The sequence below is a fragment of the Burkholderia pyrrocinia genome, from assembly GCF_003330765.1.
In the GTDB taxonomy this organism is placed as follows: Bacteria; Pseudomonadota; Gammaproteobacteria; order Burkholderiales; family Burkholderiaceae; genus Burkholderia; species Burkholderia pyrrocinia_B.
The window spans coordinates 3064695-3078647 of record NZ_CP024902.1 but is presented as its reverse complement, the minus strand read 5'-3'; the positions used below and the strand labels follow the sequence as shown (position 1 = coordinate 3078647).

The window sequence follows — 13953 nt, the reverse complement described above, 5'->3', positions numbered from 1 at the left end:
CGCGTGCATCTGCGTGCGCGGCATGACGCGCGGCGGTTGCCGCGGCGGCACGTGCCGCCGCGATGCTCAGCGAGTCGCCAGTTCGCCGCGCACGTACTCGATGCTGGCCCGCAGCCGGTCTTCGATGTCGTCGGCTTCGGCGATTTCGTTCGCGAACGGCTCGAACGAAAACGCGCCGCGGTAGCCGCGCGCGAGCAGCTCGCGCAACTGCCGGATGTTGCCGAGCCGGTCGGCGCCGCCGACCAGCACGCGATGGCCGTCGCGCATCCGGTCGACCGGCAGGTCGCCTTCCTCGACGCCCGAGATGTGCACGAGGCCCGTCAGGTTCGGGAAGAAGATGTCCTCGCCGGACAGGTGATGGTGGAACGTGTCGTGCACGAGCCGGAAGACCTGTTCGCCCGCCGCGTCGTAGATGCCTTTTACCGCGTCCGACTTGCGGCGCAGCGCGCACTCCTCGAAACCGAGCGGTTCGATGAAGCCGAGCAGGCCGCGCGCTTCGAGGATCGGTTTCAGCGCCTTCAGTGCCTTCACGAGATCCGCATGGCGCACATCCGTGCCGCGTGCGTCGGTGCGGCTGTTGGTCGGGCACAGCACCAGCGCGCGCGCACCGCAGTGCGCCGCGTAGTCGGCCAGCACGGTTGCCTCGTCCGCGCGCTCGGCGTTCCATTGCTCGAAGCGCTGCAGCGCGTTGATCGTCAGGATCGTCACGCCGCCGGCTTCGGCCGTCGCGCGCACGGCGGTGGCCGGCGTGCCGTCGGCGATCTCGACGCCGTCGAGATCGTTGCGGATCTCGATCGTGTCGACGCCGAGGCGCCGGCACAGCGCGACATAGCGGTCGAGCGGCATGCGCGGCGCGCTCATCCGGTTCAGCGAAAAGTGGAATGCTTGCGTCATGGTTCTGTCCTTGGGTCTCGAGGGGGCTGGGTCCGAATCAGGTGCCGGTGCGCGCGATGGCCGCGCGCCACGTGTCGCGCAGCCATTGCGCGCACGCGACGTTGTTGTCGAAGATCGAATAGCGCGCGCCGCCGCCGTAGTCGGGGAACGGGATGAACTCGCAACTGATCTGTTCGAGCCGCGCCGGCCGCGCGTGAACTTGCGATTGCAGCAATTGGCGCAGCGCGGCCTTCCACGTGTCGAGCGCCGCCGCGCGCCATTCGCCGTGATAGGCGCCCGGCGCGGGCGCGACGAACGGGTACTGGATGCCGCGCCCGGGCCTGCCGTCCGCGCGGCGCATCCAGCGGTTGTCCGGATTGTCCGGAATCACGCTGCGCGCATGCGCATGCCGGACCCAGCCGTGCGCGATCCAGTCGGCATAGAGGGCCGCGGGCGACGCGGGGTCGAGCAAGAGGCGGCCGCCGTCGACCGACTCGCGCATGCTCGATGCGTCGAGTTCGGCGCGATTGCCGAGCTTGAACAGCAGGTGCGAATGATCGAGCGTGATCCGGAACGGCACGCCGGCCCGCTCGACATGCTGTGCGACGCGCGCGATGCGCGTGAAATCCTCGCTCCACATGTCGACGTGCACTTCGAGGCTCGGCAGGCAGCCGGCCGGCTCTCCGCGTTCGTACGTGCGCAGGTAGAAATCGGCGACCTCGCGGTCCGACAGCGGATGGCCGTCCGCGTGATGCGCGTATAGCTGGCAGTTGAGCACCGTGCTGCCGAACCGCGCGCCCGCGTCGACGATTTCGGCGACGTGCGCTTCGTCTCGGCCTGCGCGCCAGATGCCGCCGATCACGCGAATCGGCAGCGCGTGGCGTTCGACCAGCGCAAAATACGGCGACAGATCTTCGCCGGGTGCCGGGTTCTTTTCGACGTAGTCGAACACGCCGGCGCCGGCGACCATCCGGAAGCGTTCGGCGGGCGCGGGCAACGGCAGGCCGTCGTGTTCGAGCACGCCGTCGAGGTTCACGCCGATGAGGATCGGTTCAGCCATCGTCTCCTGTCCGTTGTTGTCCGGGGAATGGCTGCCCAATGTACGGATGCGTCACGCGGGTTGCATGACAAACGTTGACGAAAAATCGCCAATGCGGCGGTCGATTTTTTCGCCACGCGCGCGCGGCGCGATACGCGGCGACCTTCAGGCCTGCAGGTAGGCGCTCGTCCTCACGTTCGCCGGACAGAACACGCGGAATTCGACCGGGTCGCCCGGCGGCGCCTGTTCGACGATCCCGCACGCATGCAGCACGTGCTGCAGCGCGGAAAGCGCCTGTCCGTCCGGATCTTGGTCGATCGCGAGGTCCATCGCGCCGGCTTCGATGAAGGTGCGGTGCAGGTCGATCATCTCGTGACCGATCCAGACGACGCGCCCGGTCGCGCCGGCCTTGCGCAGTGCCGCTTCGATGCCGGCCGAGCCGGCGCCGCTGTTGTAGATCGCGACCACGTCGTCATGTGCGTGCAGCGCCTTCGTCACCGCGCGATAGCAGCGGTCGTCCTGGTCGAGCGTCTCGATCGGCTCGTCGTCGCAACGGACGGCGGCGAACGCGTCGGCGAGCTGGTCCCGGCATCCGGCCATCCGGTCGGCGTGCGCGCGGTAGCCCATGCGCCCGCCGAGCAGCAGCACGCGGCCGGGGCGCGCCGCCAGGCGGCCGATGTAGTAGCCGGCCGTGCGCCCGGCGCGGTAGTTGTCGATGCCTGCGTAATGCACGCGGTCGATGCCGCCGATGTCGGTGACCATCGTGACGACGGTCTCGCCGCGTGCGATCGCGCCGGCCAGCGCGTTGCGCACGCGGGCGGTGTCGTGCGCCGTGACGATCAGCGCCGCACGCCGGTAGGCGGGCCGTTCGATCAGCGCGGCGGCCCGTTCGTCGTCCGCGGCCGGCAGGATCGCCCGGTGCACGACCACGCGCCGGTCGAGCATCTGCAGCGAGCGCTGCAGCGCCTGCTGCAGCCGCAGGAAGAACGGCGCATCGGTGTCCGGCAGCAGCACGTCGATGTGGATCAGCCCGTGCCGCGTGTCGGGCAGTTGCCGCGGCACGCCGAGCTGCCGCGCCGCCGCCACCACGCGTTCGCGCGCCTGCGCCGATACGCTGCCGCGCTCGTTGAGCACGCGGTCGACGGTGGTCGTGCTGACCCCGGCGAGCGCCGCGATCTCGTCGAAGCGCGCGGTGCGCTTGCGCCAGCGCGGCCCGGATTCGCCTGCCATGGTTGTCTCCATCTGTGGTCGCCATCGGTCGCGTGGCGCTGTCACGAACGCTAAAGCGATGGCGAAATTTCGTCAACGTTTCGATTGAGCGGGCGCCGTCGGTCGCCTAATTTTGGTTCTATGACGAAGCGCTTGCCGCGCACCAGGAACAAGGAGACACGAGTGGCCCATAAGGACGACCAGGCGCACGATCGCACGGCGGCGCGCCGTCACGCATACCGAATGATCGGCGGTGCCGGCGAGCGCGCGCACGCGGCCGGGCTCGTCAACGCCGAGTGGTACCGGTGCCCGGTGCCGCGGCCGCTGATGAAGCAGTTGATGCAGCGCGGCGACGCGCGCGCGATCCGCGACACGCTGGTCTGGTACGCGGCGATCGCGATCAGCGGCGTGCTCGCGTGGCTTGCGTGGCGCGCGCATTCGGCGTGGGCGCTCCCCGCGTTCTTCATCTACGGCACGCTTTACTGCAGCCCGGCCGACTCGCGCTGGCACGAATGCGGGCACGGCACGGCGTTCCGCACGCGCTGGATGAACGACGCGCTGTACCAGGTCGCATCGTTCCAGGTGTTCCGCCGCGCGACGGCGTGGCGCTGGAGCCACGCGCGCCATCACACCGACACGCTGGTCGTCGGGCGCGACCCGGAAATCGCCGCGCCGAAGCCGACCGACTGGCTCGCGCTCGTGCTGAACGTCGTCGCACTGAAGCATGTGGCCGGCGAGCTGCGCAAGATGATCGCCGTTGCGTTCACCGGCCGGCTCGACGACGAGGAGCGCACCTACGTGCCCGAATCGGAACGGCCGAAGGTCGTGCGCGAGGCGCGCATCCATCTCGCGGTCTACGTGCTCGTGGCCGGTGTATCGCTTTACTGGCACACGATCCTGCCGCTGCTCTACATCGGGCTGCCGAGCCTTTACGGCGCGTGGCTGTACCTGTACTTCGGCCTGACGCAGCATGCGGGCATGCCCGAGAACGTGCTCGATCACCGGCGCAACTGCCGGACCGTGATGATGAATCCCGTGTTCCGCTTCCTGTACTGGAACATGAACTACCACGTCGAGCACCACATGTTCCCGATGGTGCCGTTCCACGCGCTGCCGCAGCTGCACGACGCCGTGAAAGCCGACATGCCGCCGCCGTACCGCAGCACGCTCGCCGCGTATGCGGAGATCGTGCCGGCGCTGGTCCGGCAGACGCGCGACCCGTCGCATCACGTCGTGCGGCCGGTGCCGGACACGGCGCGCACGTGACCGACATCGAACCATCCAACCCAGGAGACACGCATCATGACGCAATGGATCGACACCGGCGCGCTCGACGACATCGACGATGAAGACGTCGCGCGCTTCGACCACGCAGGCCGCACGTACGCGATCTACCGGATCGACGGCCACGTTTATGCGAGCGACGGCCTGTGCACGCACGAGCACGTGCATCTCGCGGACGGCCTCGTGATCGACCACGTGATCGAATGCCCGAAGCACAACGGGCGCTTCGACGTTCGCGACGGCCGGCCGCTGTCCGCGCCCGCGTGCGAGAAGCTGCGCACGTACCGCGCGAAGATCGAGGGCGGCCGTATCCTGATCGAGGTGTGACGCGATGACGACCGACCGTGTGATGGCGATCGTCGGCGCCGGCCATGCCGGCGGCCGCGCAGCGCAGGTGTTGCGCGAGTCCGGATGGCGCGGGCGTATCGTGCTGATCGGTGCAGAGGCGCATCTGCCGTACGAGCGGCCGCCGTTGTCGAAGGGCGTGCTGACCGGCGAGTACAGCGCGGCGCAGTGCCGGTTGCGCGATCCGGACGCATGGGCGGCCGATCGTATCGAGCCGGTCGTCGCGACCGTCGAGCGCATCGACCCGCACGCACGCGAACTGCACGTGTCCGGCGAGCGGGTGTTCGGCTACGACGCGCTGCTGCTCGCGACCGGCGGTCGCGCGCGCCGCCTCGCGATTCCGGGGGCGGCGCTCGACGGCGTGTTCGCGTTGCGCACGCTCGACGACGCGGCGGTGCTCGGCGCGCGGCTCGTGCCCGGCGCGCGCATCGTGCTGATCGGCGGCGGCTTCATCGGCCTCGAAGTCGCGGCGTCGGCGCGACTGCGCGGCTGCCGCGTGACCGTGCTCGACGCTGCGCCGCGCTTGCTCGGACGCGCGGTGCCGGAGACGATCGCGGCGCGTGTGCAGACGCTTCACGAACAGCAGGGCGTGGCGATCCGCGTGAACCGTCGACCCGTTGCGATCGAGCGCACGTCCGGCGGTGCGCTGGCCGTCGTGCTCGACGACGGCGACACGCTGATCGCCGATACCGTCGTGGCCGGCATCGGCATCGAACCGGCCGACGGGCTGGCGCGCGACGCGGGCCTCGCGGTCGAGCGCGGCATCGTCGTGAACGCGCGGCTCGAGACATCGGCGCGCGGCATCTACGCGGCCGGCGACGTCGCGGTGTTTCCGAGCGCGTTGTCCGGGCGACCGGTCCGGCAGGAGACGTGGCACGGCGCCGAGACACAGGCGCGCGTGGCCGCGCGCAACATGCTCGGCGCCGACGCGCCGTATCGCGAGACGCCGTGGTTCTGGTCGGATCAGTACGACGCGCAGTTGCAGGTGGCCGGGGAACCGGCGCTCGGCGAACGGTCGGTCGCGCGCGTGCTCGGCGACGATGCGGAAATCCATTTCCATTTCGACGCCGGTGCGCGGCTCGTCGCCGCGAGCGGCTTCGGCCGCGCGTCGGGATTCGTCAAGGAGATGCGCGTGGCGAGAATGCTGGTCGAGCGCGGGATCGACGTGACGCCGGCCGCGGTCGCGGATACGGGCGTGACGCTGAAGTCGCTGATGTCGGCCGCGGGCGACCGCGAGCGGGAGGCGGTGCCGGCCGAGCGGCAGTGAGGCGAGGGAAGGGGGCGTGAAGCGCGCAGCGGTGTAGGCTGCGCGCTTCGGTTAAACCGCGATCAAACCGCCGTGTGCAACCGCAGATACAGGAAGGCTGCCGCGGCGCCGCCGAGCAGCGGCCCGATGACGGGAATCCACGCATAGCGCCAGTCGCTGTCGCGCTTGCCGGGGATCGGCAGCAGCGCGTGCATGATGCGCGGCGCGAGGTCCCGCGCGGGGCTCATCGCATAGCCGGTCGGGCCGCCGAGCGAGATGCCGATGCCGAGCACGAGCAGGCCGACGGGCAGTGCGTCGAGCGCGCCGAGGCCGACCTGCGGCGACGCCAGATACAGCACGCCGAGGATCAGCACGAACGTGCAGATCGCTTCGGTCAGCACGTTGTGGCGGACGCTGCGGATCGCGGGCGCGGTGCAGAACACTGCGAGCTTCAGGTCGGCATCGGCTTCCTTCGCGAAGTGCTGGCGATACGCGAGCCACACGAGCAACGCGCCTGCCATCCCGCCGAGCATCTGCGCGAGGATGTAGCCGCCGACCTTCGACCACGCGAACTTGCCCGCGAGCGCGAGGCTGATGGTGACGATCGGGTTCAGGTGCGCGCCGCTGAACGACGCGGTCACGTAGACGGCGATGAAGACGGCCATCGCCCATCCCCACACGATCACGATCAGGTCCGCGCCCTTGCCCTTGGTCTTCGCAAGCAGCACGTTGGCGACCGCGCCGTTGCCGAGCAGCACGAGGATCGCGGTGCCGATGAATTCTGCAATATAAGGTGACATGGTTGTCTCTCGTAGGTCTCGGCGGACTCGCGCGCTGCGCGGTCCGCCGATGTTGTTGTATTTCGTCTGGATGCGTGACGGTTACTGGGTGTCGTCGGCCCACGCCTTCGCGGCGCGCACCGCACGCTGCCAGCCGGCCATGCAGCGCTCGACCTGTTCCTTCGGCATCGACGGCGAGAAGCGGCGATCGAGTTGCCACTGGTCGCGCACTTCGTCGAGGTTCTTCCAGTAGCCGATCGCGAGGCCCGCGAGGTAGGCCGCGCCGAGCGCGGTCGTCTCGGTGATCTGCGGACGCACCGCGTCGACGCCGAGCAGGTCGGCCTGGAACTGCATCAGCAGGTCGTTCGCGCTCGCGCCGCCGTCGACGCGCAGTTCGCCGATGCTGATGCCCGAATCGGCTTCCATCGCGGCCAGCACGTCGAGCGACTGGTACGCGATCGCATCGAGTGCCGCGCGCGCGAGGTGCGCGGAGGTCGTGCCGCGCGTGACGCCGAACACCGAGCCGCGCGCCCGCGCGTTCCAGTGCGGCGCGCCAAGGCCGGCGAACGCGGGCACGAGATAGACGCCGTCGGTGTGCGGCACGCTCGCGGCAAGCGATTCGATTTCGGCGGCCGTCTTGATCACGCCGACGCCATCGCGCAGCCACTGCACGACCGCGCCCGCGATGAAGATGCTGCCTTCGAGCGCGTACTGCACGTCGTCGCCGATCTGCCAGGCGATCGTCGTGACGAGGTTGTTCTTCGACTCGATCGGCTTGTCGCCGGTGTTCATCATCAGGAAGCAGCCGGTGCCGTAGGTGTTCTTCACCATGCCCGACGTCGTGCACATCTGGCCGAACAGCGCTGCGTGCTGGTCGCCGGCGATGCCCGCGAGCGGGATCTTCGACGCGAACACGGTGGTTTTCGTGTGGCCGTAGATTTCCGACGACGCCTTCACTTCCGGCAGCATGCTGCGCGGGATGTCGAGCAGTTCGAGCAGCTCGTTGTCCCACTCGCGCGTATGGATGTTGAACAGCATCGTGCGCGACGCGTTCGTCACGTCGGTCACGTGCAGTTCGTGCTTCGTGAAGTTCCACACGAGCCAGCTGTCGACGGTGCCGAACGCGAGCTTGCCCTGGCGCGCCTTGTCGCGCGCGCCCGGCACGTTGTCGAGGATCCAGCGGATCTTCGTCGCGGAGAAGTACGAATCGATCGGCAGGCCGGTCTTCGCGCGCACCTTCGCTTCGAGCCCCTGCTTCTTCAGCGAATCGCAGAAGTCGGCCGTGCGGCGATCCTGCCAGACGATCGCGTTGTAGACGGGCTGGCCCGTCTCGCGATCCCAGACGATGGTCGTCTCGCGCTGGTTGGTGATGCCGATCGCCGCGATCGACGTGCCGTTCAGGCCCGTGCGCGTGACGGCTTCGGCGGCGACGCCGGCTTGCGTCGACCAGATTTCCTGAGGGTCGTGCTCGACCCAGCCGGGTTGCGGGTAGATCTGTTCGAATTCCTTCTGGGCGATCGATACGATATTGCCCTGGCGATCGAACAGCATCGCGCGGGAACTTGTGGTGCCCTGGTCAAGCGCGAGGATGTACTGGTCCTGCATGTCTCTCATCTCCATCCGTGGATTGGCTTAGTTGTGATGCGCGCCGCATGGTGGGCGGCGCGTCGGTGAGTCAACGTCGGTAAGGCAACTGCAACTGCATTCGGATCAGGCGTGCGGCGCGTGCGCGGCGGCGAACCATGCGTCGACCGCGGCCGTCACGGCATCGAGCGTGCCCGGCGTGACGTGCAGGCCGAGTTTCGAGCGGCGCCACAGCACGTCCTGCGCGCAGGTCGCCCATTCGGCGTCGCGCAGGTAGCGCAGTTCGGCATCGTAGAGGCCCGGTGCGATTTCGGTGCCGAGCCCGGCGAGCGATTTTGCGCCGTCGATCACGCGCTCCGCGCGCGTGCCGTACGCGCGCGCATAGCGGCGGGCGAGCGCGGCGGGCAGCCACGGATGGCGTTTGGCGAACGTGTCGGCGAACACGTCGAACTTCGCGTTCGCGATGTCGCCGCCCGGCAGCGCGACGCCGGCCGTCCAGGTTTTCGCGTCGCGGCCGAGCGCGCGGCACAGCATGTCGCCGGCTTCTTCCGCGAGCTTGCGGAACGTCGTGATCTTGCCGCCGAACACCGACAGGAGCGGCGCGCCCGCGCCGTTGTCCAGCTCGAGGCGGTAGTCGCGCGTGACGGCCGATGCGTTGCTCGCGTTTTCGTCTTCGAGCAGCGGGCGCACGCCCGAATAGGTCCAGTGCACGTCGGCCGGCGAGATCTTGCGCTTGAAGTAGCGGTTGATCGAATCGCACAGGTACTGCGTTTCGTCGCGATCGATCGCGACCTTTGCGGGATCGTTCGTGTATTCGACGTCGGTCGTGCCGATCAGCGTGAAGTCGTCCTCGTACGGAATCGCGAAGATGATCCGCTTGTCCGGGTTCTGGAAGATGTACGCGTGGTCGTGATCGAACAGGCGGCGCGTGATGATGTGGCTGCCCTTCACGAGCCGCACGCTGTGCTGCGCGCCGCGACCGAGCGCGCCGTGCAGCACTTCGCCGACCCACGGGCCGGCCGCGTTCGCGATCGCGCGCGCATGCACGACGCGGACCGAACCGTCGGCGTGCTGCAGCCGCGCTTCCCATTCGTCGCCGCGGCGTTCGGCGGACACGAGCTTCGTGCGCGTCAGGATTTCGGCGCCGCGCTCCTGCGCATCCATTGCGTTCAGCACGACGAGGCGCGCGTCGTCGACCCAGCCGTCCGAATACACGAAGCCGCGCTTGATCGAGTCGATCAGCGGCGTGCCGGCCGCATGCCGGCGCATGTCGATGCCGCGCGAGCCGGGCAGCAGTTCGCGTTTCGCGAGGTGATCGTAGAGGAACAGGCCGATGCGGATCAGCCAGGCCGGACGCAGGTTCGGCATGTGCGGCATCACGAAGCGCAGCGGCCACATGATGTGCGGCGCCGCGCGCAGCAGCGTCTCGCGCTCCTGCAGCGCCTTGCGCACCAGCCCGAATTCGTTGTACTCGAGATAGCGCAGGCCGCCGTGAATCAGCTTCGTGCTGGACGACGACGTATGCGACGCGAGATCGTCCTGCTCGCAGAGCATGACCGACAGGCCGCGGCCGGCCGCATCGCGCGCGATCCCTGCGCCGTTGATGCCGCCGCCGACGACGAGCAGATCGTAGCGATTCGGTTGGGTCACCTGCTGTCCTTATCGTCTGATGGAAGTTGGCGAACACGAAATGTTCGAATTCGAAATTTAACGAACGAAATCGAAAAAGTAAAGTTCGAAAAAGCGGGGCCAGTAGCGCGCGGCGCGATCCCGGACGATACTGGCTGGATCGACCGTTTCGCGAGGTGAATCATGCGTATTGGGATGTGGGCCGGCGTGTGCGCGGTCCTTCTGGCGGGCTGCAGCGCAGGCACGCCGCCGCTCGCCGGCAATTGGCGGGCGCCGTCGTTCGTCGACCTGCAGACGTCGTGCGGCGGCACGGCGCGCGACTGGGGCGTGGACGCGCAGCCGGTCTATTCGACGCTGTACGATGCGTATGTGGCGAAACGGTATCGCGGGCTGACCGCAGCGAACTATTGTGCGTTCGTAAACGAACTTTCGACGCGCTATGCGGCGCCTGACGCGGCGGCGCGCGCCGGCTGGATCGCGTATTTCAACGGTGCGCGCGCGCAAGCCATCAGCTGGCGAGCGGCGGTCGATCCGACGCTGCGCGGTGGCTGAAACAGGCTGCGGCGAACCGGCGGGGACGCAGAACGACAGCGCGGCCGGGAATCCGGCCGGCGCGGTCAGGTCAGGAACAGCGGGACTTTACGAATAGCGGTACTTGATGGATCGCAATGCGGCGTCGCCGGTCTCGGTCACGCAGTATTTGCGCCCCGAGCCGAGCCCTTCAAGGCGGACGAGCTGCTGTTCGAGCAGTATGTCCAGTTCATCCCGATCCATGTCGCCCTGATCAGGGGCGTCCTTCACAAGCAATAGCGTGGCGAATTCATGCGGACTCAGCATCGTTCTCTCCATGGCAACCGGTCTGCCCGCGCGGCCGGCGCAAACGCCGACGCACGATACCCCGCGGGGTATGGCTTGGGGGGAAAGCTGTATTCGCCGGCCCTGAGATTCGCACACGCCTTGGCACGGGCGGAACGTGCAAACGGGCCGGGGAACTGGAGTCTAGTCGAGCGCGCAGGCAACGACAAATCGTGCCCCGTTAATTTTCCGTTTGACAGCCGGGCCGCGCGCAAGCGGTCCGGTCGCGACGCCAACTTCTTGATTTCACTTGAAGTTTCGGGTGCGGTGCAGCATCGCAACGATCATTCCGCGACGTACACCTGAGTGCCGGCGGCCGCCACCGTGTCGGCCATCTCGGGTGGCAGCGGCTTGTCGGTGAAGAGCGCGTGCACCTGGCTCAGGTGGCCCTGGCGCACCAGCGCGGGACGGCCGACCTTCGAATGGTCGGCCACGAGGTAGACCGTGCGCGCGTGCTGCATGATCGCCTCGGCGACGCGTACCTCGCGCGTATCGAAGTCGCGCAGCGTGCCGTCGGCCTCGATCGCCGACGTGCCGATGATCGCGTAGTCGACCTTGAACTGCCGGATGAAGTCGATCGCGAGCTCGCCGACGATGCCCTTGTCCCACGGCCGCACGATGCCGCCGGTGATCAGCACCTCGCAGTCGGGGTAGCCGCTCATCATCGACGCGACGTTCAGGTTGTTCGTGATCACGTGCAGCCCGTGGTGGCGGTTCAGCGCGCGCGCGACTTCCTCGGTCGTCGTGCCGAGGTTGATGAACAGCGACGCCTGGTCGGGGATGTGCGACGCGGCGAGTGCCGCGATGCACCGCTTCTCGTCGTGGAACATCCGCTGGCGCGCCGTGTACGACACGTTCTCCGAGCTGGTCGGCAGGCTCGCGCCGCCGTGGTAGCGGCGCAGCAGGTTCAGGTCGGCGAGCCAGTTCACGTCGCGGCGGATCGTCTGCGGGGTCACCGCGAAGTGCGCGGCGAGATCGTCGACGGTCACGAAGCCGTCGCGCTGCACCCATTCGAGCAGTTCCTGCTGACGCGCGTTGAGGGTGAGGCGGGGATCTCGGGTCATGGCTCGATGGACGTGTCGTGAGACGGAGCGGGTATTGTAAGGGCGGCAACGGCGTTCGGCCGGCCTCCGGGGCATGGCCGCGCGTTATTCATGCGGAAATTGCATTGATTCATGTGACAAATGAATTTGTGCGATTGCGCTGATCGCGTTGCAATGACGGATTGCCCGCGCCCGCGGGCGCGCGCTCATTCAGCTTTCGACGAGGTGGAACCGATGACTGGCTTCAACTGGCACAACCCGTATCCGACGACCCGTATTCCGGTGTTCGCGCGCAACGTCGTGTCGACGTCGCACCCGCTCGCGGCGCAGGCCGGGCTGCGAATGCTGTGGAAGGGCGGCAACGCGGTCGACGCGGCGCTGGCCGCCGCGGCCGCGATCACGGTCGTCGAGCCCGTGTCGTGCGGGCTCGGCGGCGACGCGTTCGCGCTCGTATGGGACGGCGAGCGGCTGTCCGGGCTGAACGCGTCGGGCGTCGCGCCGGCCGCGTGGAACGTCGACTATTTCCGCAAGCGCCACGGCGAGGATGCGCATGGCATCGCGAACAAGCCGACGCGCGGCTGGGATACCGTCACCGTGCCGGGCGTGATCGCTGGCTGGGAAGCGCTGCACGCAAAGTTCGGTTCGCTGCCGTTCGCGGACCTGCTCGAGCCGGCGATCGAGATCGCGGAGCGCGGCTATGCGGTGCCGCCGATCGTCGCGCACAAGTGGGCGGCCGCCGTGCCCGCGCTGCAGGGGCTGCCGGGTTTCGCGGAGACCTTCATGCCGCGCGGCCGGGCGCCGCTCGTCGGCGAACGCGTGTGCCTGCCCGGTCATGCGCAGACGCTGCGCACGCTTGCGCAGGACGGCGCCCGCGCGTTCTACGAGGGCGCGCTCGCCGAGCGCATCGCCGCGTTTTCCCGCGCAGGCGGCGGCGCGATGACCGAAGCCGACCTGCGTGCGTACCGGCCGGAATGGGTCGAGCCGATCGGCAAGCGCTTCGGCCGTCATACGATTCACGAGATTCCGCCGAACGGGCAGGGCATCGCCGCGCTGATCGCGCTCGGGATCGCCGAGCATGCGGGCGTGACGGAATGGCCCGTCGATTCGGTCGACTCGCAGCATCTGCAGATCGAGGCGATGAAGCTCGCGTTCGCGGACGTCTATCGCTACGTCGCCGATCCGCGCGCGATGGAAGTCACGCCCGAGCAGATGCTCGACGACGCGTATCTCGCCGAACGCGCGAAGCAGATCGATCCCGCGCGCGCGACGCACTTCGGCGCCGGCCGGCCGCATTCGGGCGGCACGATCTACCTGTCGGCGGCCGACGAGCGCGGGATGATGGTGAGCTTCATCCAGTCGAACTACATGGGCTTCGGTTCGGGGCTCGTCGTGCCCGGCACCGGCATCGCGCTGCAGAACCGCGGGCACGGCTTCTCGATGGATCCGGCTTCGCCGAACGTCGTCGCGGGCGGCAAGCGGCCGTTCCATACGATCATCCCGGCATTCGTGACCGAGGAGGTCGACGGCCGCACCGAGGCCGCGATGAGCTTTGGCGTGATGGGCGGCGACATGCAGCCGCAGGGCCACCTGCAGACCGTCGTGCGGATGCTCGGCTATGGGCAGCAGCCGCAGGCCGCATGCGATGCGCCGCGCTGGAAGGTCAACCGTGACTTCACGCTCGACGTCGAGGCGACGATGAATCGCGCGACGGTCGACGCGCTTGCCGCGCGCGGCCATACGATCAAGTCGATCGACGATCCTTACATGGATTTCGGTTCGGGGCAGTTCATCTGGCGTCTCGACCGCGACGATCGCGAGCGCGGCTATGTGGCCGCGAGCGACAGCCGGCGCGACGGTCTGGCGGCCGGTTTCTGACGGTTCGCTTCCGCTTCATGCGCTCGACGGGCGGCCGAACGGCCGCCCGTTTCGTTTGGTGCGGCCGTACCATTGAACGGTTGCAAGCGGTTCGAAGGACTCGTCTAACGAACGGCAACAGACGCTATGGAACTGCGCTTGTCGGGTATGGTCAGTGCTCTGGAGCACGAACGTCGAAGTCCGGCTAAGATG

General features: G+C 68.3%; 13 protein-coding genes. 5 read left to right on the top strand and 8 right to left on the bottom strand.

The annotated features are described in order from the left end of the window. Positions 1-66: 66 nt before the first annotated feature. The 3 genes from CUJ89_RS14940 to CUJ89_RS14930 form a co-directional block, all read right to left on the bottom strand. Positions 67-894: a TIM barrel protein gene (locus CUJ89_RS14940; protein ID WP_114177990.1), complete on the bottom strand. Its 828-nt coding sequence runs from the start codon at positions 892-894 to the stop codon at positions 67-69. A gap of 37 nt (positions 895-931) precedes the next feature. After that, positions 932-1933 (bottom strand): xylose isomerase, encoded by a 1002-nt coding sequence (locus CUJ89_RS14935; RefSeq protein WP_114177989.1) that lies wholly within the window; start codon positions 1931-1933, stop codon positions 932-934. Between the two features lie 144 nt (positions 1934-2077). Beyond that, a complete protein-coding gene (locus CUJ89_RS14930; RefSeq protein WP_114178626.1) occupies positions 2078-3142 on the bottom strand; it encodes a LacI family DNA-binding transcriptional regulator in 1065 nt (354 codons plus the stop codon). Positions 3143-3304: 162 nt separating this feature from the next. On the opposite strand from CUJ89_RS14930, the gene CUJ89_RS14925 reads away from it, so the two are divergent. From CUJ89_RS14925 to CUJ89_RS14915, 3 genes are read left to right on the top strand one after another with little or no spacing between them, the layout of a single operon-like run. Next, positions 3305-4387: a fatty acid desaturase family protein gene (locus tag CUJ89_RS14925; protein ID WP_201752246.1), complete on the top strand. Its 1083-nt coding sequence runs from the start codon at positions 3305-3307 to the stop codon at positions 4385-4387. Between the two features lie 36 nt (positions 4388-4423). Further along, positions 4424-4732: a non-heme iron oxygenase ferredoxin subunit gene (locus tag CUJ89_RS14920; protein ID WP_114177987.1), complete on the top strand. Its 309-nt coding sequence runs from the start codon at positions 4424-4426 to the stop codon at positions 4730-4732. A 4-nt stretch (positions 4733-4736) separates the two neighbouring features. Beyond that, positions 4737-6017 (top strand): NAD(P)/FAD-dependent oxidoreductase, encoded by a 1281-nt coding sequence (locus CUJ89_RS14915; protein WP_114177986.1) that lies wholly within the window; start codon positions 4737-4739, stop codon positions 6015-6017. A 62-nt stretch (positions 6018-6079) separates the two neighbouring features. Here CUJ89_RS14915 and CUJ89_RS14910 read toward each other — a convergent pair whose 3' ends face one another. The 3 genes from CUJ89_RS14910 to glpD form a co-directional block, all read right to left on the bottom strand. Further along, on the bottom strand, positions 6080-6796 hold the full coding sequence (locus CUJ89_RS14910) for an MIP/aquaporin family protein (protein WP_114177985.1): 717 nt from the start codon (positions 6794-6796) through the stop codon (positions 6080-6082). Between the two features lie 81 nt (positions 6797-6877). Further along, entirely contained in the window at positions 6878-8380 is a 1503-nt protein-coding gene (glpK, locus tag CUJ89_RS14905) for a glycerol kinase GlpK (protein ID WP_114177984.1), read from the bottom strand. Positions 8381-8485: 105 nt separating this feature from the next. Then, positions 8486-10009, bottom strand: coding sequence for a glycerol-3-phosphate dehydrogenase (glpD, locus tag CUJ89_RS14900; protein WP_114177983.1), 1524 nt, complete (start codon positions 10007-10009; stop codon positions 8486-8488). 162 nt (positions 10010-10171) lie between these two features. Between glpD and CUJ89_RS14895 the strand changes: the two genes are divergently transcribed. Then, positions 10172-10540, top strand: coding sequence for a hypothetical protein (locus CUJ89_RS14895; RefSeq protein ID WP_201752245.1), 369 nt, complete (start codon positions 10172-10174; stop codon positions 10538-10540). 87 nt (positions 10541-10627) lie between these two features. Here the strand turns inward: CUJ89_RS14895 and CUJ89_RS14890 are convergent, their stop codons facing one another. After that, the gene (locus CUJ89_RS14890; RefSeq protein ID WP_201752244.1) at positions 10628-10825 is read right to left on the bottom strand and encodes a hypothetical protein; all 198 of its coding nucleotides are present in this window, start codon (positions 10823-10825) and stop codon (positions 10628-10630) included. Between the two features lie 302 nt (positions 10826-11127). Further along, positions 11128-11907 (bottom strand): DeoR/GlpR family DNA-binding transcription regulator, encoded by a 780-nt coding sequence (locus tag CUJ89_RS14880; RefSeq protein WP_114177979.1) that lies wholly within the window; start codon positions 11905-11907, stop codon positions 11128-11130. A gap of 213 nt (positions 11908-12120) precedes the next feature. Here CUJ89_RS14880 and CUJ89_RS14875 point away from each other — a divergent pair, with 213 nt between their 5' ends. Then, positions 12121-13761, top strand: a complete 1641-nt coding sequence (locus CUJ89_RS14875; protein ID WP_114177978.1) for a gamma-glutamyltransferase family protein — start codon at positions 12121-12123, stop codon at positions 13759-13761. The last annotated feature ends 192 nt before the right edge of the window (positions 13762-13953 follow it).